Source organism: Symbiopectobacterium purcellii (assembly GCF_052050035.1).
Classification (GTDB): Bacteria; Pseudomonadota; Gammaproteobacteria; order Enterobacterales; family Enterobacteriaceae; genus Symbiopectobacterium; species Symbiopectobacterium purcellii_A.
The window spans coordinates 4,030,216-4,052,404 of record NZ_CP189882.1 but is presented as its reverse complement, the minus strand read 5'-3'; the positions used below and the strand labels follow the sequence as shown (position 1 = coordinate 4,052,404).

The following is a 22,189-nucleotide window of genomic DNA, read 5'->3' as shown; positions in this document are numbered from 1 at the left end:
CTGCTTGTGTCCTGCCAGACGGCAAGTAACATAGCAAATCACCCTTAGGGGTTTACCCGTTAAATATCATTCATCGAGAAGAGAGAATTTTATGAGCGTAGTGCCTGTAGTCGACGTACTGCAAGGCCGTGTCGCCGTTGACAGTGAAGTCACCGTGCGCGGCTGGGTACGTACCCGGAGAGATTCTAAAGCCGGTATCTCCTTTATCGCCGTCTATGACGGTTCCTGCTTTAATCCGTTACAGGCGGTCGTGAATAATAATCTTCCCAATTACCAGAATGACGTTCTGAAATTGACCACTGGTTGCTCTGTGATTGTCACGGGTACCGTGGTTGCGTCACCGGGTGAAGGTCAATCATTCGAAATTCAAGCGACCGCTGTTGAAGTGGTGGGCTGGGTAGACGATCCGGACACCTATCCCATGGCGGCGAAACGGCACAGCATTGAGTACCTGCGTGAAGTCGCGCACCTGCGCCCGCGCACTAATCTGATCGGTGCCGTCGCACGCGTGCGTCATACGCTGGCTCAAGCCATTCACCGCTTCTTCCATGAGAACGGCTATTTTTGGGTCTCCACGCCGCTTATCACCGCGTCGGATACCGAAGGTGCCGGTGAGATGTTCCGCGTTTCCACGCTGGATCTGGAAAACCTGCCGCGTACCGATGCGGGCAAAGTGGATTTCAGTGAAGATTTCTTTGGCAAAGAGGCTTTCCTGACCGTTTCTGGCCAATTAAACGGTGAAACCTACGCTTGTGCGCTCTCCAATGTGTACACCTTTGGCCCCACGTTCCGTGCTGAAAACTCCAACACCAGCCGCCATCTGGCGGAATTCTGGATGATCGAGCCGGAAGTGGCCTTCGCGACCCTTGACGATGCCGCAGCGCTGGCAGAAAGCCTGTTAAAATACGTATTCAAGGCCGTGCTCGAAGAGCGCGCCGATGATATGGCGTTTTTTGCTGAGCGTGTTGATAAAGAAGCAATCAGCCGTCTGGAAAACTTCGTCAGCGCTGATTTTGCCCAGGTGGATTACACCGACGCGATCGAAATCCTGCTGAATTGCGGACATACCTTCGAGAATCCTGTGTTCTGGGGTGTAGATCTGGCTTCCGAGCATGAGCGCTACCTGGCTGAGCAACACTTCAAGGCACCAGTGGTGGTAAAAAACTACCCGAAAGACATCAAAGCTTTCTATATGCGTATGAACGAAGACGGTAAAACTGTCGCAGCCATGGACGTATTGGCACCTGGCATCGGCGAAATCATCGGTGGTTCTCAGCGTGAAGAGCGTCTGGCGCAGTTGGACAGCCGTCTGGAAGAAATGGGGCTGAATAAAGAAGATTACTGGTGGTATCGCGATCTGCGTCGCTACGGCACCATTCCGCACTCCGGTTTTGGGCTCGGATTTGAACGTCTGATCGCCTACGTTACCGGTGTACAAAATGTGCGCGATGTAATCCCTTTCCCACGCACTCCACGTAACGCCAGTTTCTAAATACGCATTAATCATAATTAAAACAAATAACTAGAAAAAAGATCGCGAATAATTCGCGGTCTTTTTTTTCTTTCAGATAAGGCTGACAAATCTCCCTAAAATTTACAATTTTAAACATATTATTTCTTTTTGTTACGCTATTGCGAACTTAGTATCATTTTAAGGGTAGATTAACGGGCGAGTGAATGGAACACTGCGTTCAGACACATGAGGACACCAAACTTCCAGTGATAGTTCCGTAAGAGTTTTATTACTTTTTTCGAGAATTGTTAATGGCAGCGGCGGGTGTCTTAAAACACCAATGAGGGTAATAATGATGAAACGCAATATTCTTGCAGTAGTAATCCCGGCTTTGTTAGCTGCTGGCGCAGTAAACGCAGCAGAAGTGTACAACAAAGACGGCAACAAGCTGGACCTGAACGGTAAAGTAAACGGCCTGCGTTATTTCTCCGATGATAAAGCTGGTGAAGGCGATAAAACTTACGTTCGTCTGGGTTTCAAAGGTGAAACTCAAATCAACAGCGACCTGACTGGTTATGCCCGTTTTGAATATGAATTCAAAGGCAACCGTGCTGAGTCCGCTCAGGGTGGCGATAAAACTCGTTACGCTTTCGTTGGCTTTAAGGTCACTGATTTCGGTTCTCTGGATTACGGTCGTAACCTGGGCATCGCTTACGACGGTATCTCCTACACAGACGTTCTGCCGGAATTCGGTGGGGATCAGGCTTACACCGACAACCTGACTCAGCGTGTTTCTGGTGTAGCAACCTATCGTAACAAAGGTTTCTTTGGTCTGGTTGACGGCCTGAATTTCGGTCTGCAATACCAAGGTAAAAACAGTGAAAGCACTAATGATGGCGACCGTTTTAATGCGGTTAAAGCCCAGAATGGTGATGGCTGGGGTACCTCTCTGGAGTACGTATCTCCAATTGGTGTTGGTGTGATTGCGTCTTACGCAACCTATGACCGTACCGTTCAACAGCGTGGTTATGCTGCTACAGCTGGTGGTGCCGGCCAAAACGCTGAAGCAGCAGCTGTAGGTCTGAAATATGATGCTAACAGTATCTACGTTGCCGCAACCTACGGTGAATACCGTAACCTGACCTTCATCAGTAACGCAGCAGGTTTTGCTGACAAAACTACCGTATTTGAAGCGGTTGCTCAGTACAACTTCGACTTCGGTCTGACTCCGTCTCTGGCCTATGTTGCTGGCAAGGCTAAAGATGACACATCTTTTGTTAAAACCAACGAATACATCACAAAATACGTGAGCGTTGGTGGTACTTACGCGTTCAACAAAAACTTTTCTACCTATGTTGATTACGAAATCAACCTGCTGAAAGACGACAACGCATACGGCGTGAGCTCTGATGACGTTGTTGCTGTTGGCCTGACCTATCAGTTCTAATTTCGTTTTATCGCCGCTGCATTACGCAGTCTGATAACGAAAAAGACAGGGCCTTGTGCCCTGTCTTTTTGTTTTCTGTCCCCTGACTATTAGCGCCATTTATGGCTATCGCTCCTGCCACAATTTTTCCTGTTATTTCACCCGCATTTTGATCGCAAACGGTTGGCAAAGCTTATGGCTAGCGGTAACCTGAAGGTTCTTGCCTAACCTCTGTCATGGAATAGCCATCAATGTTTGAACATATTACTGCCGCTGCCGCTGACCCAATTCTTGGCCTGGCCGATCTGTTTCGCGCTGACTCTCGTCCGCAAAAAATCAATCTGGGTATCGGCGTATACAAAGATGAAACGGGAAAGACACCGGTGCTGGCCAGCGTAAAAAAAGCAGAACAATTTTTACTGGAAAATGAAGCGACCAAAAACTATCTCGGGATCGATGGCCTGCCTGAATTCGCCCTGCGCACGCAGGAACTGCTGTTCGGCAAGCAAAGCGCGATTATCAGTGAAAAGCGTGCACGTAGCGCACAAACGCCGGGTGGTACCGGTGGCCTGCGTATTGCCACAGAGTTTATCGCCAGCCAGACCTCCGCTAAGCGTATTTGGGTAAGTAACCCAAGCTGGCCCAACCATAAAAATGTGTTCCAGGCAGCCGGGTTGGAAGTGTGTGATTATCACTATTACGATGCCGCTAACCACGCGCTGGATTTTGATGGCATGGTAAAAAGCCTCGAAGCCGTTCAGGCGGGCGACGTGGTGTTATTCCACGGCTGTTGCCATAACCCGACAGGTATCGATCCTACGGCGCAGCAGTGGCAAGCGCTGGCTGACCTGTCTGCTCAAAAGGATTGGCTGCCGCTGTTTGATTTTGCCTATCAGGGCTTTGCTCGCGGGCTGGAAGAGGATGCAGAGGGTCTGCGTATTTTCGCAGCTTCTCACCCGGAGCTGTTAGTCTCCAGCTCCTATTCGAAGAACTTTGGCTTATATAACGAACGTGTCGGTGCCTGCACCCTGGTTGCGGACAATGCCGATGTGGCAGACAAAGCGTTCAGCCAGGTGAAATCCATCATCCGTGCCAACTATTCCAACCCGCCGGCACACGGTGCGGCGGTGGTGGCGACCATTCTCGGCAACGAGGCGTTGCTTACCCTGTGGGAACAGGAACTGACAGCGATGCGCGAGCGCATACAACGCATGCGTCATCTTTTCGTCAATACCTTACAGGAAAAAGGCGCGACGCAGGATTTCTCATTTATCATCCAGCAGAACGGTATGTTTTCCTTCAGCGGCCTGACCAAAGAGCAGGTGTTGCGTCTGCGCGATGAGTTTGCGGTCTATGCGGTGAACTCTGGGCGGGTTAACGTGGCGGGTATGACGCCGGAAAACATGGCTCCGCTGTGCGAAGCCATTGTGGCCGTGCTGTAATAGGTTGTCAGGCATCCCCTGCTAGTCGGGGGATGCCAGTGCATTAATCATGCACAAAAGTATTGGTCTTGCGCTCCTGCCCCAGCGTCGACATAGGCCCGTGCCCAGGAATAAAGGTGATATCATCACCGAGTGGGAACAACTTAGTACGAATGGACGTAATCAGTGCCTGATGGTCGCCCTGCGGGAAATCACTGCGCCCGACCCCTCGATTGAAAATCACATCGCCCACCTGCGCTAAACGCGATACCTTGTCGATAAACACCACGTGGCCCGGCGTATGTCCCGGGCAGTGCAGCACGGACAGCTCGGTGTTACCCACCGTCACTGAATCTCCTTCTTGCAGCCAGCGCGTCGGTGTTAACGGCGCGCAGTCTGTCAGGCCAAACATGCGGCTCTGCGCGGGCAACCCCTCGAGCCAAAAGGCATCTGCGGGATGTGGGCCGATAATCGGCACCTGATAGTGATCGGCCAGTTGCTGAGCCGCACCGACATGATCGAGATGTCCATGGGTCAACAGGATTTGCGACACGTTGATGTCGCACTGCGCGACGGCGCGTTTGATTTTTTCCGCTTCGCCGCCGGGGTCAACTATTGCTGCATCGAGGGTTTCTTCACACCATAACAACGTACAGTTTTGGCTGAACGCCGTTACGGGAACAATCTGGTATTTCATAGCACTCCACTTCACGAAAAAGCACCCTTACGTGACCGCCATCATGACATGGTCAGGCCACAGGGTCTATTAGCGTTAAGGGTTACCAGCTCCGCGTCGGCCCGGTATCGATGTGCACGAAATTACTTTTCGGATAGTAACCCACGCCGCCCGCTTTCAGTTTCAGCGCCGCTTTGCGAATAGTGGCCAACTGCACACCTTCGATGTGAAAATCCATCGCCTGACCTTTGGTGTGATAGCTATGTTTGGCTACGCCGCGCGAATGGCTGCGCATTTCATTGTTGGTGTCCACCGAACGATACCCGGAAATCAGCTGCACCGGTTTGTTGGTGCCTAACATCACCTGCAAGCGATAAAGCTGATCGAACAGTAAAGGATCAATGGTTTTGATTTTATTGGCGCGGTAATCACGGAAGAAGTGGTTCAGGCGGGACAGTTCATCTTTGTTGTAACGGCGACCATCGAAAAATTCAGTTTTGAGATATTCGCCGGTATTAAGGTTTGCCAGCGTAAGAATGCGCGGACGCGGGGTTGATAGCGTGGCAAACGCCTGCCCCGGTAGCAGGGCAACGCCCAACGCAGCTCCGCCCAGCGCCAGCCATCTGCGGCGATGATCATCGATGAATTCCATGAAGTGTGCCCCGGCTTAATAGGTAAACATAACGACGACAAAAAGCGCGCCGTTTGGTACCATAACCGTGCAGTGCAGTTGAGTCAACCCCCTTTACGACAGGGTATGCGGAGGATCGCATTGATCCTCCGCTGCAATGTAACCCCTGTGACAGCCCTAACACCCCAGAATATCAGCGGTTACTGGAGCAGTAGCCCTGCCTTACCCAGGATGCCCGCTGCCCGTTTTACCGTATCATCATAATTGTAAATATCTGTGCGGAACTGGGGTTTGCCGTCGTCGGCGACCCAGGCTGTCAGATAGTACAGATTAACAGGAATACGTTGTTTGACCGGCACATAGGTGGTATTCCCTTGCGCCAGCGTGGAGGAAATACGTGCATCGTTCCAACCGGCATCCTGCAACAGCAGCCCTGCCAGCTCAGAGGCTTTGTTCACGCGCACGCAGCCTGAACTGAGTGCGCGAATGTCGCGCTGGAACAGCCCATGATTCGGCGTGTCGTGCAAGTAAATCGCTTCAGAATTAGGCATGTTGAATTTATACCGCCCCAGCGAGTTGTTAGCACCGGGCGCCTGACGAATGCGATACGGGAAACGATCGGCAGACACGACGGACCAGTCAATCATCGTTGGATCGATGGTCTCCGCTTCGGAGTGCCAACCAGAGAGCAGCGTATAGTTGTTCCGCTGCAAGTAGCTGGAATCTTTGATGACCTTGGGAACGATATCCTGACGAATCAGCGTGGTGGGCACATTCCACGGCGGGTTAACAACCACGTTATACAATGAACTGCTCATCAGCGGCGTTTTGCGTTTCGGTTGCCCGACAATCACACGCGAAGAGAGCCGCTGCGTACCGTTTTGATAGTAGTTCAACGAGTAATCAGGAATGTTTACCATGATGCCAGTGCTGACATTATCCGGCACCAAACGCAGGCGCTGAATATTGAGCGCCAGCAGCGCTGCACGGGTTTGCGGTGAAACGTTCAGCCAATCGCGGGTCCGCTCACCAATGACGCCGTCGGCATCTAACCCCTGCCACTGCTGGAAGCGCTTAACCCCCTCAACCAGATCGCCCGTGTAGGTATCTGGTAGCGGTGCAGTCACGTCGGCCGCAGCAGGTTGTTCATTGAACAGGGTGATGGTCTCTGGTGTGGCAAGCATACCGGTACGTTGCAGTATTTCACGCAGCACCGTCAGATCCTGGCTTTGCTGTTCAGGGCTCAAGGTATCGGACAGCGTCAACACCGGCCAAGGGCGCGTGTCCAACAACAGCGTTTTTAGCGCCTGATGCATCTTGGCATATTGTGAATGGCGCGGTGCCAGTGATGCGACGAATCCGGCGCCGTTGCCTGCGACCAGTGCCTGTCGCCATTGCTCCACACGCGCAGGCGCGGGCGGTTGCAACCGGTATGGGACGCTACTGTAGAGCCAGTCGGTGCCGTTACGCTCCACGCCGTCAACAAATTGCAGATAGCCCAGCATGGCATCCGACAACAGCACGTCGCGTGCCATCCCTTTGATACTGGCATCGGTCAACCAGGTCACCCACTGGGTAAACTGTGGTTGAACCCCTGACAGCGCCACTTCCGCCAACTGCTGCTGGAGTTGCACCACGGCGTGCTCATCCGCCCACAGCCGTTGTGCCGGATGCAGTGCGTAAAGTGCGGTGATTTCTGAAAGATAATGCGGTTTAACACCTTTCGCCGCCAGTGCCTGTAACGCCGCCGCGCTGGTTTCATGAGAGACGGAGCCTGCGGTGTGCGCAGAGACGCTCGGCACTGCATGGGGCGTTATCGCCGCCTGCCCGGCCGCCGACAACGCACAGAAAGAAAACAGGCTCAAGGCCCACAGCGCACCAACACGGCACAGTGTGCTCTGCGCTTTTTGCTCACATAACAACATCCATTTATCCCCTGTATTCACTAAACGCGATATAGCCAAGCGACTTAATTTTGATTACACCATATGGACTGAGAACAAACTCTCTGTATCGCAACCCATCTCTCTTTTTTTGCTTTTTGCTTGTGCCCATTTATGCTCAATTGGGTTAATATCTGGCGAATATGTAGGCAAATACTCCACCATATACCCTGCATCGATGATGACTTGTTGAATATTATGTTTTTTGTGAAAAGTGGCATTGTCCATCATGATTACACTGTTTTTAGGGAGTACTGGGATAAGGACTTGTGTGACCCAGGCATAGAAAACATCGCTGTTAATATTGATATCAAATAATCCGATAGCAAACAGCGTTGTGCCTAATAAAGCGCCGATAACATTTGTTCTTCCCCTAGCTCCCCAGTTCTTCAGGCCAAAACACCGTTGACCTTTTGGGGAATAGCCGTGAGTCCGTGGGGCATCGTGTGAAAAACCACTTTCATCAATAAAAACAATAGGTTTACCTTCTTTTTCATACTGCTGTTTTTTTTGTTGAAATCCCTGCCGGGCGTTTTCGTCGGCTTTCGGATGACGTAGAGTTTTTTTTATAGGTCAATCCCAGCTTTTTAAGCGCTTGCCAAATGGCCTTCTGACAAACGCCAAAACGCTCTGCACGTTCTTTTTGGTAAGCATCTGGATATTGTTCAACATCTTTTATCAACTCGGATTTATCGATCTTTCGCTGACGCGTGGTCGATGCTTTTGACTCTATTTGATTAATCCAACGCGATACAGAGGCAGGGCCAATCCGAAATTGCTTCGCTGTTTCTCGGATACTCAACCCTTCGTTTTTCCGTGTAGATATCACTTTACGTCTAAAATCAACTGAATAGCTCATTTAAATAATGTAATCAAAATTAAGTCGTTTAGCTATATCAGCCACGATATTTTTATCGGCAATGAAAGCCTCGAGGTCCAATGGATATGACGCCCTAATTCACGTTATGCAGAAACCTATTGTCATAAAATAGCGCAAAACGTTGAGATGGCCTGCCACTTTAATTATTCGCTCATCATTACCGTTAGTATATAAAGAGACAATGTTTTTTGCGCCAGATCCCGCAGGTTTATTTCACTGGTCCGTCATGTGTGCGGCACCAATCAGGGAAACGAAGAGACAAAAAAAGAGGCCGTTTAACACGGCCTCTGCTCCTTACCTTACAACAATCTTACAACATTAGTGCTACGATGCCTGCACCTGTGGCGTTTCACTCTCACTGCCAAAACCACGCAGCCCGACCACGTGTACATGCTCCTGATTCTGGAACACTTTACGCACCAGCTTGTACGTGGTGCCTTTTTCCGGACTGATATTTTCCGGTGCAGCAATCACCAGTTGCATTTCCAACCGATCGCACAGTTCGAAGAGTGTGGCGATGGATTTCGCATCCAGACGCGCAGCTTCATCGAGGAACAGCAAACGACACGGAATGATATCTTTGCCGCGCAGGCGCTTGGATTCATCTTCCCAACTCTGCACCACCATCACCAGAATCGACATCCCGGTCCCGATCGCTTCCCCGGTGGAAAGCGCGCCGCTCTCTGCACGCAACCAGCCATCGGCCCCGCGATTCACCTCCACTTCCATCTCAAGGTAGTTGCGGTAATCGAGCAACTCCTCACCGATGGTTTGCGGAGTGCGCTGGCCCATGTCCACTTCAGGATTGAGGCGTTGGTAAAGTTTCGCCAGCGCTTCTGAGAAGGTCAACCGGTTGCTGCTGAACAGATCCTGATGCATCTCTTGTTGTTCCGAGAGCACATTGAGCAGCGTGGTGTGCGTTTCGCGCACGTTGACATTCAAGCGCACGCTTTTCACCTGTCCAAACGCGACCGCCTGCAAGCCCTGATTCAACATGCGTATGCGGTTTTGCTCACGCTGAATGGTTTTACGAATAATATTAGCCACGCTCTTGGAACTGATCGCCAGCATTTTTTCACGGGCGGTCAGTTCTTCCGTCAGACGGTTAAGCTCAATCTCCATCTGCTCGATGGCTTCAACCGGGTCATCGGTACGAATAATATCCTGACGAATCCGCTCACGCAGGTGCTGATAAACCGCGATATAAAACTGGACTTTGCGCTCAGGCCGTTTCGGATCTTCCGATGCGCGCAGCACGTCGCGCAGATGTTCGTTATCCGCAACCGCCAATCGCAAGGCACCCAAGGCTTTATCCGACATGGAGCGTAATTCGTCTGCGTCCATATAGGCCAGCTCGCGCCGGTGCAAACGACGTTCCACGCCATTGTCTTTCACCAGGCGCATGACGGCACACCAGCCCGCTTTCGCCGTCACCACCTGTTCGCGCATCTGGTGATAATCACGTTCCACTTTGCGCAATTTTTTCTGCAAGCCATCCATTTCCGCTTCACAGAAAGTAATCTGCTTCTCCAACTGATTACGGCGCGTGCGGTTGGCACTCAAAGCGGCATGTAATTCGTCACGGCGGGTGCGGGCGCGAGCTTCCGCATCCGCATCCGCACGCACGCCGATCTCCTGCAATTCCTGAATAAGCTCTTTGTGCATTTCATTTTTGGCATCATGCGCACTGCGCAACGATGCCTGCACCTGACTGTACTGCGTTAACTGCGCCTGCTGCTGACGCAATTGCTCGCGCGAACGGGTGCGCTCGGTTTCTGCCTGATCCAACCGTTGGCGCAATTTGCCATTCAAATCGGCATTTTCCCTCAGCATGTCCGCTGAGTAGCTATAGCTGAAATGAGGACGACGTTGCACCACTTCCGTTAACGCAAACGCCTGCTGTTTCGCCTGACGCTGCGCGCTCTGCGCCTGGGTGTACTGTGCACGCAGTTGTTCATGCTGCTGCGGATCGCTTTGCAGCACCGCCACCAGCGGCTCCAATTTCACTAACGACGCACCGTGCTGCGTAATAAAATGCGCGGACTCTTCTGCGGCATCCAGTTCATCGCGAATCTCGTCGATCCGATCCTGCAAGGTATCATCACACAGCAGGCTGACGCGCGGGATCAGGCGATTTAGCAATGAAACACACTCTTTGGCCTGATCGTATTGCTGACGCTGCTGCTGGTTTTCTGCGTCAAAATTGCTGATAGCACGGTCCAACTCACCGCGACGTGAACTCAAGGGGCGCAACGCCGCCTCAGGATCGTTATCAAACGCAATGGCCAGATGAGAACCGATAAAACGGCTGAATGCCTGATGCAAGCGCTGCGTCTTCTGCACGTCAAACGACAGGGTGGCATACTGCTCCGCCAGCGCTTCACGTTCGTCACGCAGGCTCTCCAGCCGGCTTTCACGAGCGGCGCGACCAAACAGCGGTACTTCGGGGAAACGTGAATAGCGCCACTGACGATCGGCGATTTTAACCACCACCGCTTTTTGCAACTCTTCTACCGCGAAGACGCTGTCATCGAACGATTGCGGATCCCCTTCAATCAGATAGAGATCTTCCGGGCAGTCATCCAGCCCTTCAAGCTGTTCACGCACCAGAGAGAGATCGGCAACGACGATACCGTGGCGTGACGGTCCGTACAGCGCGGAATAATACGGCGCATCATCGAGCGTCACGTCATCATAAATTTCGGACAGCAATACGCCGCCAAAGCGTTCTGCCAGTGCAGTCATACGGGGATCTTCTGCACCACCCGGCTGACTTAAGCGTTCGATCTGATCGTCGATGTGACGCTTACGCGCTGCCACCTCATCACGCTCTACCGTGATTTCACGCTCACGTTCCAGCAGTTGCTGCAAATGCTCAGTGACTTCCTGACCATCAGCAAAGATTGCGCCGCTCTGTTCACTTAATTGCGTCAGGGCTTCCTGCGCCGCCAGCCACACCGGTGCACGTGCGGTTAATGTCTGGATTTGTTGCTGGACCTGTTCCAGTTCCTGACGCAGCGCCAAACGGCGCTCCCCGGCTTCCGCAACCAGCGCAGAGAGGGTTTCAATCTTCACCTCCAGTTCCTGCTGCAAGCTGTCCAAGTCTTCCGGCTCACAGGACTGACCATAGCGTTTGCCAAACTCTTGCAGCAGGCGTTCCGCTTCCTGCTGTTCGCGCAGACGTTGTTCCAGTTCTGCCAGGCGACCGCGCAAGGGATGCACGCGTTCGGCCTGATAGCGCTGGGAGGTACTGTCGCGCAGCACATCACGCGCCGCTTGCCAGGCCTCACTGCGCGAAACGTTACCTACAATCTTGCAGACTAGCTGATAGGCTTGTTCAAATTGGTTATGTGCCGCATCGGAGACGCTCAGGGTTTGTTCCAGTTGCAGCAACAGCTCGGTCGCTTCCTGCTCGCGCGCGTGGAAGGTCTCCAGCCACTCATCGGCGTTATCCGCCGTTAAATCCGGCAACTGACAGAGCGCACGAGCACGTTCCAAAGCCTGTTGCGCCTGTTGATACTGGATAGCACGGGTTTGCTGCACGTCCAGCGCCTGCTGGTAGTCGGCGAGCTGGCTTTTCAGTTCATCCACTTCTTGCTCGGCAGCCTGTGCGCGCGCGTCGTTCTCTTCGAGCTGCTCGCGCGCTTCTTCTACCACGATGTCCTGTTCTTCCAGACGCGAACGCAGTTCTTCCAAATCGCCGTCGTAACGCTCAATTTTTTCCTGTTGACGCAGCGCCGTTTGCACCAGATTAAGGTGGTCACTGGCGGCCTGGTGATCGGTTTCCAAATCGCTTTCGGCGTCCGTTTGTTCCGACAGTTCGCGCGCTATTTCCACATGGCGATACTGCTCATGCACCAACTGCTTACGGCTGCCAAACAGGTCATGTCGCAGCGCCAGCGCACCATCCAGATGCACCCGTCGCTCATTGGCATGGCGCATATAGTCGGCAGCCACGTAGGAGGTGGCTTCCGAAATCAGGTGTTTGAACAGATCGCGATCCGATTGCGTCACCCGGATGGCTTCCAGCGTCATACGGTTTTCACGCAGTGCCGCTTCCATATCCTGAAACGCCTTGCGCACCCCGCTGTTTTCCGGCAGCAGGTAATCACGCAGCGATCGGGTAATGGCACTGGAGATCCCGCCGTAAAGGGAGGCTTCAATCAGACGGTAGAATTTACTGCGGTCGGAAGCGGAGCGTAGCCGGCGCGGCACCAGGCCCAAATCAAACATCAGCGCATGGTAATCGGTAATAGAGTTGAACTGTTTAAACAGTACCCCCTCCATCTCCTCCACACGCTCTTTCAGTTCTTGCAACGTCAACACCCGAACCTGACGCTCCCCCAATGACTGGGTCAGCACCTGCGTCGGCTGCAACGTGGTGGGCAACCCTTGAATGGCGAAGGGTTTGATATCGACCTTTTTATCACGCCCGGCAACCTGTTGCAGACGCACCCCGACTAACACGCGTTGATGGCGGGAGTTGACGACGTCCAACGTGGCATAACACACGCCAGCGCGCAGCTTACCGTGCAACCCCTTATCGCGTGAGCCACTGGTGGCCCCCGCCTCAGTGGTATTACGGAAATGCAGCAGCGTCAGATCGGGGATCAGCGCGGTGATAAAGGCCGCCATGGTCGTCGATTTCCCAGCGCCGTTACCGCCAGACAGGGTGGTAACCAGTTCGTCCAAATCGAACGTCCGAGCAAAAAAACCGTTCCAGTTGACCAGCGTCAGTGAGCGAAATTTACCGCGTTCAATCATTGTTATTCTTCCTCTCCACGCTCAGCCGCATTGTCTTGCGCACCTTCGCCCTCTTCGACCTCATCATTCAACGACAGGCCGCTGTCTAACGGCAGTGCTTCGCCATCACGGATCATGCGCAACTGTGCTTCGCGCGCATCGTCGCCGCTACGCACGTCGGCACCGAAACGGAAGGCCGCTTCGGTGATACGGAATTCACTGCTGTCATTGCCCATGAAGTAGACCATCCCCAAGCGCCTCAGGCGATTCAAGGAGGCTCTGACCTTCTCCTGCAATTTCTGCCGATCCAGATCCGAGCCGGTTGAACGCTGGTTGACCAACTTCAGCAACTTGTTTTCATCGGCCAGACTCAGCAGCTCTTCATAAAGCTCCTGCTGAGTGAAAATGCCCTCTTGCGCCAGTCGCTCTGGGCTGAGGTAGAGATAGCAGAGAATTTTTCCCACCATCATGTCCAACTCAGACAGCACCGAGCGCGGGATCAGGGTGGTCGATCGCGGTCGCAGATAGAAGAACCCCTCTGGCGCGCGAATCAGTTCCACGTTATAGCGTACGTAGAACTCCTCCAACACGTCCTGAAAATCAATCAGGTAAGCATGGTTCTCCAGCTCTTCCACGCCGATATGCCGCCCCGCACGCAGTTGGCTGTCGAGCGAGGGAAACAGGGTATTGGCTAACGCCGTTGCCAGTTTAGCTGGCATGATTTTATCAATAGTTGTCGATGACATGGGCCTGTACCTTGGCTCCGTAATCATTGATTGACTGCCATAGCGCAGGCAATCCGGTGAAATCTGCTTCGGCCACACCCAGGCGCACCGCCTGGTCGACCACGATTCGTGCCACATCAAAGTGCTGCGCCCGGGGATAGTGGCTTAAGTAATCGCGCACAACGTCCGCCAGGTTGAGCGGGATGCGCTCGGTTTTATATTTTTGCAGTGCAGCTTCTATCAGCGCGGCGATCTGTTCACGCATTTCGCTGAATTCTTCATACTCCAGCTCCGGCGGCAACTCCCCCGTCACCTCATCGCTACGCAGCGCCAACTCTTCATCGCGCATGTCCAGCAGGCGATCTGCGTTGGCGAAAGTCAACGCCCAGGGCTGGTCGAAATAATTTTGCACCGACTGACGCAGGCGCTGAGCGAATACTCGATTTTTATCCATATCAATGGCAGTACGGATAAACTTGTGGACGTGTCGGTCATAGCCAATCCACAGATCGATGGTTTGCTGTCCCCAACTGATGATGCGATCAAGCTTGGCTTGCAGATCGAACACCAGTTTATCAACAAACTCGAGCTCAGGATGCTGCATCGTTGCTTCCTGAATCTGCAACAGGCTGGTTTGCAGTTTATCGCACGCCGCTTCCAACGTGTCCTGCAATTCACGCAGGATGCCGGAGGTTTCAGTCAGCAGATGTTCACAACTGGAGATGGCAGCGCGCCAATCCTGCGTCAACAGCGCCGCGATATCCTCTTTCACGCCCTGCTGCTGCTCGTCCATCACGCGCTGCGAGAGATCGATACTGTCAAAAATTTCCGCCACCGAATATTTAAGCGGCGCGAACACATTGCGGTGCCAGTGGAACTCATCGCCCCCCTCTTCTGCGGCCTCCGCCGCACGCAACAGTTCTTGCGCCACAATGGAGAGCTGCATAGACAGGCGCAACGTCGAAAATTCGCGCTGTCGGATGTAATAGTCGGTGATACCAATGCCGAGCGGCGTCAGCCGGTAGATGGCATTGCCATCGGCCATTTCACTGACAAAGCGATTCACCAAACGCTGGCGCACCAGATCGTTAATGGCGTTATTGGCGCGCATTGCCACGGTTTCATGGGTCTGTTCAAATCCCTTGCTGACGTGACGAAAGGCATCCACCAGTTCCCCTTCGCTCATTTCGCCATCCATTCGCTCGCCGTTCAGCGTGGCGATCGCCAGCAAAAACGCCAGGCGTTCGGTGGGGAGTGACAGGGAAAAATCATTTTTTCGCGCCCAGGCAACCAGTTCCGGCACTGTCTGGGAAAAATCACTCATAGTGCATCCTTTATAGGGCGTTTACGCGCCATGACATGAATATAGCGTCCCAGGCTAACAAAAGGCTCCTGGCGACAATAGCGCTGTTCCAACGCTAACAATTCCTCGAAATTATCGATTTGTTGCTGTTTGTTCTGCAAATAGTCATGAAACACCCGTACACCGGTCTTTCCTTCAATCGTCATCCCCAACGCATCGAGCCAGCCATAAACCTGCTGAGGATCGAGGGGATGATCCGGCGACAGAGAACGTCGTTTGCGCTTTGGCATACCGGCTTGCACATAGGCAAAATTACCCAGCACCACGTTGCGCAGCAAAAGTGCTTGATGATTATAAAACATCAGCGAAAAGGCGCCGTCCGGTGCCAGACAATCAGTTAATGTCTGCAACACGGCCTGCGGTTCAGCTACCCACTCCAGCACCGCATGGAACAAGATTAAATCTGCCGGATGCGCCATATGATCCGCAACATCCTGTGCGGCGCAGTGAACAAAACGCATGTTATCGGCTACGCCCTGTTGCTGAGCAACGCTGCTGGCGCGGTGAATCATCTCATCTGAAACATCGCACAACAAGACCTGATGTCCTAAAGCAGCCAAACGACAGGCCATATGCCCTTCACCACCGCCCGCATCAAGAATTCGCAAATGACGTGCGGGCAACGTTTTAAGCAACGCCTCCAGATCCTGCCACAACACCGCCTGACGCACCTGACCTTTGGTGGTGCCATAGATATTACGGGCAAATTTTTCGGCGATATCGTTAAAATTGCGATCTTGCATTGAGCTGCGTTCCACGTCATCGTTAGGGCGATCGTGCGGCACGGTGTGCCTTCTATACCCGGAGCTCGGGTATAACGCCATAATTCCTTCAACCTGTTATTCTGGCACAGGCGGAACGAGAATAAACCGCCTGACCGCACGATATTTTGCCGGATGCCATTTTTTCACCCAAAGGGAACCTGATTTCATGCTGTTTACCCTAAAAAAAGTCGTTGGTGGGCTGCTGCAACCGCTCCCGTTGCTGCTCGTGCTGATGGGCGTTGGTCTGGCGCTGTTGTGGTTCTCACGCTGGCAACGAGGGGGAAAAGCCGTTATTTCCTGCGCCTGGCTGGCGTTATTTCTGCTGAGTGTGCAACCGATCGCCGATAAGCTGCTGCTGCCGTTGGAAAGCCACTACCCAACCTGGCAGGCAAGCGCAGCACCGGTTCCGTATATCGTGGTGTTGGGCGGAGGTTACACCTACAATCCGGCGTGGGCACCAAGCGCCAATCTAATCGGTAACAGTCTGTCACGGGTGACCGAAGGCGTGCGCCTTTATCATGCCAACCCCGGCGCAAAACTGATTTTTACGGGTGCAGCCGCGCAGGGAAATCCGATGACCAGCTCACAAACCGCGGCATTGGTCGCGGAGAGTCTGGGGATTGTGCGCGAGGATATCATTACGCTGGACACACCGCGCGACACGGAAGAAGAAGCGATGGGCACGGCGGCCCTTATCGGGCAACAGCCTTTTCTGTTAGTGACGTCTGCCAGTCATCTGCCGCGAGCCATGGTGTTCTTCCAGGCGCAAGGGCTGCATCCAATACCGGCACCCGCCAATCAGTTGGCCATTACCAGCCCGCTCAATCCGTGGGAGAAAATATTCCCTTCAGCGTTTTACCTGTCTCACAGCGAACGTGCGTGGTACGAAACGCTGGGCTTACTGTGGCAACGGTTGAAAGGCAGTGAAACGCCGCCAGAAGCGGCATCGCACTGAGAAGACTATTCCAGCCAGGGGGTCAATTCGCGCGTGGCACGATCCAACAGCGCGCGATCCAACTGTCCGGTGTGAAGGTAGCGGGAAACCGCTTCCCAAATCACGTAAAGCCAGCGGCGATAAACAAAATTTTCTGCCAACGGTGCTTTTTGCAGGTAGCGATAGAGCAACGCTTCCGACATGCCCGGTTCGCACAGGCGAAACATGTCATATTCCCTGGGAGCCCATAGCATCATGCCGGGATTGATCATCGCCAGCAACTGATCGCTACGCGGATCTTTGAGCATACTGCGCAGCGATAAATTACCGTGTACCAGCACGCAGCCGTCATCAAAATCATCAAATAAGGCATCAAGACACTGGCGCGAGCGGTACAACACGCTGCGATCGGCCTGAGTCAGTAGCGGTGCACCAACATTCAATAACGTTGACCAGAGCACTTCCAGCCGCTGTTCGTACCAACTGAGCCAGTCGTTATCCTGCGTGCTATCCACGCTGCCAACACAGCCGTGACTGTCGATGCGGTGCCAGAGCAACACGCTTTCAACCACATGGTCCATCAGCGAGGTCCAACGTTCGGGGGTGCGCGTTGGCGCTTCGACCGATACACCGCGCAGGCGCTCAATCAACAGCAGTTCCTTATAGGGGGCTTCCTGGGTGATCACCACACCGTACACCGTCGGCAAGCGCACATCCCCTTCGCGCGCCAGCATGGAAAGTTTGTACGCTTCCTGCTGTGCAATGCCCTGACAGACGTAGCTTTTCGCCAACAGCGGCATGGCATTGCCGTTATTGTCATACAACGCGTATAAATGTGCGTAGGGTTGCTCACTGATGCGTTCGAGCCGGCTTAATTTTTCCCCCAACACCGTGCTTAATTCAGCCTTCAAATGTTCCATACATTGCTAAACCTCGCTCCTGCTTCAGGATCCCGCGTGCCATCATGCGGTGGACCGCCGTCAATTTCTTCAATATAGATCAAATAAAGTGCCATCGGCAGGCGGCATACAGGTTTTGGCGTAAGGTAAGCGGTGATGTCACAAACAAGTGGGGGAATGAGATAAAAAAGTTACTATACCCCTCGTCATCCTCGGCGCAAGACGGGGATCTCTGCGAGAATAAAGGCGTCACTCCCACCGTCATTCCCGCTTTCGCGGGAATGACGGTGGGAGTGACGTCGCGAACGTTACACAATCGCTGCACGCACGCGCTGTAAATCTTCTGGCGTATCCACGCCGATACTGGGCACAGCCTGCGCTACCGCAACATGAATTTTCTCGCCGTACCACAGCACGCGTAACTGTTCGAGCAGTTCGATCTGCTCCAGGCTACTGGGCTGCCAGGTCACATAACGACGGATAAAACCCGCGCGGTAAGCGTAGATACCGATATGACGTAAGAAATGCTCGCCAATCGTCTCCTTGCTTTGGGCAAAACGCTCACGATCCCAGGGAATGGTGGCGCGGGAAAAATAGAGCGCATAGCCTTGCGCATCCATCACCACTTTTACCGCATTGGGGTTAAACGCTTCTTCTGCGGTGGTGATGGGTACTGCGAGCGTCGCCATTCCGGCCTGACACACGGCCAAATTGTCTGCCACCTGACGAATAATCACCGGAGGAATCAAGGGTTCATCCCCTTGTACGTTAACGATGATTTCATCATCCGGAAATTGGTAACGTTCGATAACTTCGGCCAAACGCTCTGTACCAGAATGGTGATCGGGGCTGGTCAGGCACACTTCTCCGCCAGCCAGTTCCACCGCACGTTGAACGTCAGGATGATCCGTCGCGACAATGACGCGGCTGGCACCGGATTCCACAGCGCGCTCCATCACGTGCACCACCATCGGCTTACCATTGATATCCGCCAGCGGCTTTCCCGGTAAGCGCGTTGAGGCATAGCGCGCAGGTATGATCGCAGTAAAACTCATTGTGTTATCTCATCGGCGGGAATTTTGCGCGCTTCGTTTTCCAGCAGGACCGGAATACCCTCACGCACCGGATAGGCCAAAGCATCCGCTTTACAAATCAGTTCCAGCTTCTCTTTATTGTAGTACAGCCGTCCATTACATACCGGACAGGCAACGATCTCGAGTAAACGGTGATCCATGCATCCTCCATTAAAGGTGCTTACAAACAAAATGGGTAGACACGTTACGCGCGCGGTGAAGGCAACAGTGACATTATCTTATCCAGCAATAGCGATGCTTCCGGCTCGGCAAGTTGCGCATCTACCGGCAAGTACCACCAGTTAGCCTGGGCAAAAGCGCGACACTTCACCGCATCTTTTTCCGTCATCAGCAATGGTTGCTGATTATCCTCGGTCAGCGCTTGAATGGCTTCTGGCAAATAAGTTTGGTGATCGGCAAACGTGACTTCGCGCACAACGTTCACACCTTGCGCTCGCAGCGTGGCAAAAAATCGAGGCGGATGGCCGATGCCCGCCATAGCGACACTTCCCGTTAAGGTCACCACCGGGCAGGTTTCCCCCGTGAGGACATTAATCGCGTCACCCGGCTGCAAATGCATGGCAATTTCGCCGGGCTGGGGCTCGCCACCGTTAACGACAATGGCATCCACGCTGCGCAAGCGCGCGGCCCGTTCACGCATCGGCCCGGCGGGCAGCCACCAGCCATTACCAAAACGACGCTCACCGTCCACCACCACGATTTCGATATCCCGCGCCAGCGCGTAGTGCTGTAAACCGTCATCGGTGACAATCATATCAAGCGGCTGACGCGCCAACAGCGCTTCAATGGCGTCGCGCCGGACAGGGGATACCGCTACCGCAGCGCCGGTACGCTGGTAAATCAGTACCGGCTCATCGCCTGCTTGCAAGGTGGACACTGAAGCATCCACCACCAACGGATAGCGCTCCGCCTTGCCACCGTAGCCACGCGACACCACGCCAACGCGATACCCCTGACGTTGCAGTCGTTCCACCAGCCACACCACCAGCGGCGTTTTACCATTACCACCTGCGTTCAGGTTGCCCACGATCGCTACCGGGATAGGCGCGCGCCAGACACATCGCCAGCCAGCACGGTAGCTATAACGGATAATCGCCGTTATCAGACCGTACAACACCGAGAAAGGGATCAGCAGCCAGTAGAGCCGCGATGCGCCAGACCAGAGGCGCGCTATCATTCGCCAAACTGCATTTTATGCAACTGTGCGTATGCGCCATTTTTCGCCAGCAGCTCCGTATGCGGCCCACGTTCGATAATCTGTCCATCCTCGACCACCAGAATCTCATCTGCACTCTCGATGGTAGACAAACGGTGCGCAATCATCAACGCGGTACGATCTTTTTGCAGTTCATCCAGTGCGGCTTGAATCGCGCGTTCAGATTCGGTATCCAGTGCTGACGTGGCTTCATCCAGCACCAGAATCGGACAATCGCGCAGCAATGCGCGAGCAATCGCGATACGCTGACGTTGGCCGCCAGAGAGCAATACGCCGTTTTCACCGATAATCGTATCCAGCCCGTTATCCATTTTGCTGATAAAGTCCATCGCATGGGCCATTTTGGCTGCGCGCTCAATGTCTTCGCGCGAGTAACGATCGCCGCAGGCATACGAGATATTATTCGCAATGGTGTCGTTAAACAGGTGTACGTGTTGCGACACTAACGCGACCTGACGACGCAGCGAGGAGAGCGTATAGTCGCGCAGGTCATGGCCATCCAGTAAGATCTGGCCGGATTGAATATCGTAAAAACGCGTAATCAGGTTCGCGATAGTGGACTTACCGGAACCCGAACGCCCAACCAGCGCCACCGTTTTCCCCGGAGCAATGTGCAGGCTGACATTCTTCAGCGCCAACGTCTCTTTGGTCGGATAGGCAAAACTCACGTTGCGGAATTCCACATCACCTTCAGCCCTTTCCAGCACGCGTGTACCTTCGTCCTTCTCCTGCTCCATATCCAGAATGGCAAACAGCGTTTGGCAGGCTGCCATACCGCGTTGAAACTGTGCATTAACGTTCGTCAGCGATTTAAGCGGACGCATCAGGGCGATCATCGAGGAGAACACCACGGTGATAGTCCCGGCCGTCAGGGTATCCATCACGCTCGGGAAGCTGGCGGCATAGAGCACAAATGCCAGCGCCAGAGACGCAATCAACTGGATAATCGGGTCAGAGATCGCTGACGCAGACACCATTTTCATGCCTTGGGTACGAATGCGGTTACTGACTTTATCGAAACGCGTCACTTCAAAGTCCTGACCGCCGAAAATCAGCAACTCTTTATGGCCTTTCAGCATCTGCTCGGCGCTAGCCGTCACCTGCCCCATGGTGTTCTGAATGTTTTTGCTGATATTACGAAAGCGTTTAGATACCACGCGGATCGCGATAGCCACGATAGGGGCAATAACAATCAGGATAATAGACAGTTGCCAACTGTAGTAAAACATCAGCACAAACAGACCGATAATCGATGCACCTTCACGCACCAGCGTAATCAACGCACTGGATGAGGAAGAAGCCACCTGCTCAGAGTCATAGGTAATGCGCGAGAGCAGCGTTCCGGTTGATTGCTGATCGAAGAAGCCCACGGGCATGCCCATAATGTGGCTGAACAAGCGACGGCGCATATTCATCACCACCTTACCAGATACCCAGGAGACGCAGTAGGTAGACACATAACTTGTTATGCCGCGTACCAGCATCAGGCCCATCACCACCAGTGGCATCCACAGCAGGACGCTGCGATCGGTTTTCCCAAACCCTTGATCCAGCAAAGGCTTCAACAGCGAGAGCATCAGCGTATCACCCGCCGCATTGATGATAAGCGCAATTGCCGCTGCGGCTAAACCCGCCCTAAAGGGAGAAATCATCGGCCACAGGCGACGTAAGGTCTGCCAGGTGGAGAGGTCTTTATCATTCAGCATGTAATAAACCTGAATTATTTATAAATAGCCGCTTATTCTACTCACTATCGCGCTTTACGCCAAACCACTGATGGTACCAAAACGGCGATAGCCGCTCACGATAGGGTAAAACCTGCAAGTGTTCGTTGAAAAAACGCACACTGACTTGTCCTGATTGTGCCGTATCAACCCAATGATGCCCCGCGTTGCGATATAGCCAACCGACTTAAAAATGATTACATCCTATGCCCTGATATGCGGCAAAGAAGCATAGCTGGCTGTTATCAAAATAATGTCGCTTGGCTATAACGTGCGATAACCGCAGCAGATGGCTGA

General features: G+C 53.3%; 19 protein-coding genes. 5 read left to right on the top strand and 14 right to left on the bottom strand.

Features of this window, described 5'->3' with window-relative positions:
• Positions 1-91: 91 nt before the first annotated feature.
• The 3 genes from asnS to ACQGXV_RS27590 all read left to right on the top strand — a co-directional run bounded on the left by asnS (position 92) and on the right by ACQGXV_RS27590 (position 4,321).
• Positions 92-1,492 (top strand): asparagine--tRNA ligase, encoded by a 1,401-nt coding sequence (gene asnS, locus ACQGXV_RS27600; protein WP_440863805.1) that lies wholly within the window; start codon positions 92-94, stop codon positions 1,490-1,492.
• Between the two features lie 313 nt (positions 1,493-1,805).
• Positions 1,806-2,900: a porin gene (locus tag ACQGXV_RS27595; RefSeq protein ID WP_440863804.1), complete on the top strand. Its 1,095-nt coding sequence runs from the start codon at positions 1,806-1,808 to the stop codon at positions 2,898-2,900.
• 230 nt (positions 2,901-3,130) lie between these two features.
• Positions 3,131-4,321 carry an amino acid aminotransferase gene (locus tag ACQGXV_RS27590; protein WP_440863803.1) on the top strand — a complete coding sequence of 397 codons (1,191 nt, stop codon included), beginning with the start codon at positions 3,131-3,133 and terminating at the stop codon, positions 4,319-4,321.
• Positions 4,322-4,364: 43 nt separating this feature from the next.
• Here ACQGXV_RS27590 and ACQGXV_RS27585 read toward each other — a convergent pair whose 3' ends face one another.
• From ACQGXV_RS27585 to cmoM, 9 genes are all read right to left on the bottom strand, one after another.
• Positions 4,365-4,997 carry an MBL fold metallo-hydrolase gene (locus ACQGXV_RS27585; RefSeq protein ID WP_440863802.1) on the bottom strand — a complete coding sequence of 211 codons (633 nt, stop codon included), beginning with the start codon at positions 4,995-4,997 and terminating at the stop codon, positions 4,365-4,367.
• Between the two features lie 82 nt (positions 4,998-5,079).
• Positions 5,080-5,628: a DUF882 domain-containing protein gene (locus ACQGXV_RS27580; protein ID WP_440863801.1), complete on the bottom strand. Its 549-nt coding sequence runs from the start codon at positions 5,626-5,628 to the stop codon at positions 5,080-5,082.
• 179 nt (positions 5,629-5,807) lie between these two features.
• Entirely contained in the window at positions 5,808-7,532 is a 1,725-nt protein-coding gene (ldtD, locus tag ACQGXV_RS27575; protein WP_440867638.1) for a L,D-transpeptidase, read from the bottom strand.
• A gap of 54 nt (positions 7,533-7,586) precedes the next feature.
• Positions 7,587-8,120 (bottom strand): IS630 family transposase, encoded by a 534-nt coding sequence (locus ACQGXV_RS27570; protein ID WP_440867371.1) that lies wholly within the window; start codon positions 8,118-8,120, stop codon positions 7,587-7,589.
• Positions 8,044-8,409 (bottom strand): IS630 transposase-related protein, encoded by a 366-nt coding sequence (locus tag ACQGXV_RS27565; RefSeq protein WP_440863800.1) that lies wholly within the window; start codon positions 8,407-8,409, stop codon positions 8,044-8,046. Before ACQGXV_RS27565 ends, ACQGXV_RS27570 begins: the two co-directional genes overlap by 77 nt.
• A gap of 345 nt (positions 8,410-8,754) precedes the next feature.
• Positions 8,755-13,194 (bottom strand): chromosome partition protein MukB, encoded by a 4,440-nt coding sequence (gene mukB, locus ACQGXV_RS27560; RefSeq protein WP_440863799.1) that lies wholly within the window; start codon positions 13,192-13,194, stop codon positions 8,755-8,757.
• Positions 13,195-13,196: 2 nt separating this feature from the next.
• Positions 13,197-13,919 (bottom strand): chromosome partition protein MukE, encoded by a 723-nt coding sequence (mukE, locus tag ACQGXV_RS27555; protein WP_440863798.1) that lies wholly within the window; start codon positions 13,917-13,919, stop codon positions 13,197-13,199.
• Entirely contained in the window at positions 13,900-15,222 is a 1,323-nt protein-coding gene (gene mukF / locus ACQGXV_RS27550) for a chromosome partition protein MukF (RefSeq protein ID WP_440863797.1), read from the bottom strand. The genes mukE and mukF overlap by 20 nt, the downstream gene beginning before the upstream one ends.
• On the bottom strand, positions 15,219-16,004 hold the full coding sequence (gene cmoM / locus ACQGXV_RS27545; protein WP_440863796.1) for a tRNA uridine 5-oxyacetic acid(34) methyltransferase CmoM: 786 nt from the start codon (positions 16,002-16,004) through the stop codon (positions 15,219-15,221). The genes mukF and cmoM overlap by 4 nt, the downstream gene beginning before the upstream one ends.
• Positions 16,005-16,191: 187 nt before the next feature.
• Here cmoM and elyC point away from each other — a divergent pair, with 187 nt between their 5' ends.
• Entirely contained in the window at positions 16,192-16,980 is a 789-nt protein-coding gene (gene elyC / locus ACQGXV_RS27540) for an envelope biogenesis factor ElyC (RefSeq protein ID WP_440863795.1), read from the top strand.
• Positions 16,981-16,985: 5 nt separating this feature from the next.
• Here the strand turns inward: elyC and ACQGXV_RS27535 are convergent, their stop codons facing one another.
• From ACQGXV_RS27535 to msbA, 5 genes are all read right to left on the bottom strand, one after another.
• Complete coding sequence (locus ACQGXV_RS27535) at positions 16,986-17,879, bottom strand: YcbJ family phosphotransferase (RefSeq protein WP_440863794.1); 894 nt, start codon at positions 17,877-17,879, stop codon at positions 16,986-16,988.
• A 287-nt stretch (positions 17,880-18,166) separates the two neighbouring features.
• Entirely contained in the window at positions 18,167-18,913 is a 747-nt protein-coding gene (kdsB, locus tag ACQGXV_RS27530; protein WP_440863793.1) for a 3-deoxy-manno-octulosonate cytidylyltransferase, read from the bottom strand.
• Positions 18,910-19,092: a Trm112 family protein gene (locus tag ACQGXV_RS27525; protein WP_222157225.1), complete on the bottom strand. Its 183-nt coding sequence runs from the start codon at positions 19,090-19,092 to the stop codon at positions 18,910-18,912. The genes kdsB and ACQGXV_RS27525 overlap by 4 nt, the downstream gene beginning before the upstream one ends.
• Before the next feature lie 44 nt (positions 19,093-19,136).
• A complete protein-coding gene (gene lpxK / locus ACQGXV_RS27520) occupies positions 19,137-20,129 on the bottom strand; it encodes a tetraacyldisaccharide 4'-kinase (protein WP_440863792.1) in 993 nt (330 codons plus the stop codon).
• Positions 20,126-21,874: a lipid A ABC transporter ATP-binding protein/permease MsbA gene (msbA, locus tag ACQGXV_RS27515; RefSeq protein WP_440863791.1), complete on the bottom strand. Its 1,749-nt coding sequence runs from the start codon at positions 21,872-21,874 to the stop codon at positions 20,126-20,128. Before msbA ends, lpxK begins: the two co-directional genes overlap by 4 nt.
• 156 nt (positions 21,875-22,030) lie before the next feature.
• Between msbA and ACQGXV_RS27510 the strand changes: the two genes are divergently transcribed.
• A complete protein-coding gene (locus ACQGXV_RS27510; protein WP_440863790.1) occupies positions 22,031-22,162 on the top strand; it encodes a hypothetical protein in 132 nt (43 codons plus the stop codon).
• The last annotated feature ends 27 nt before the right edge of the window (positions 22,163-22,189 follow it).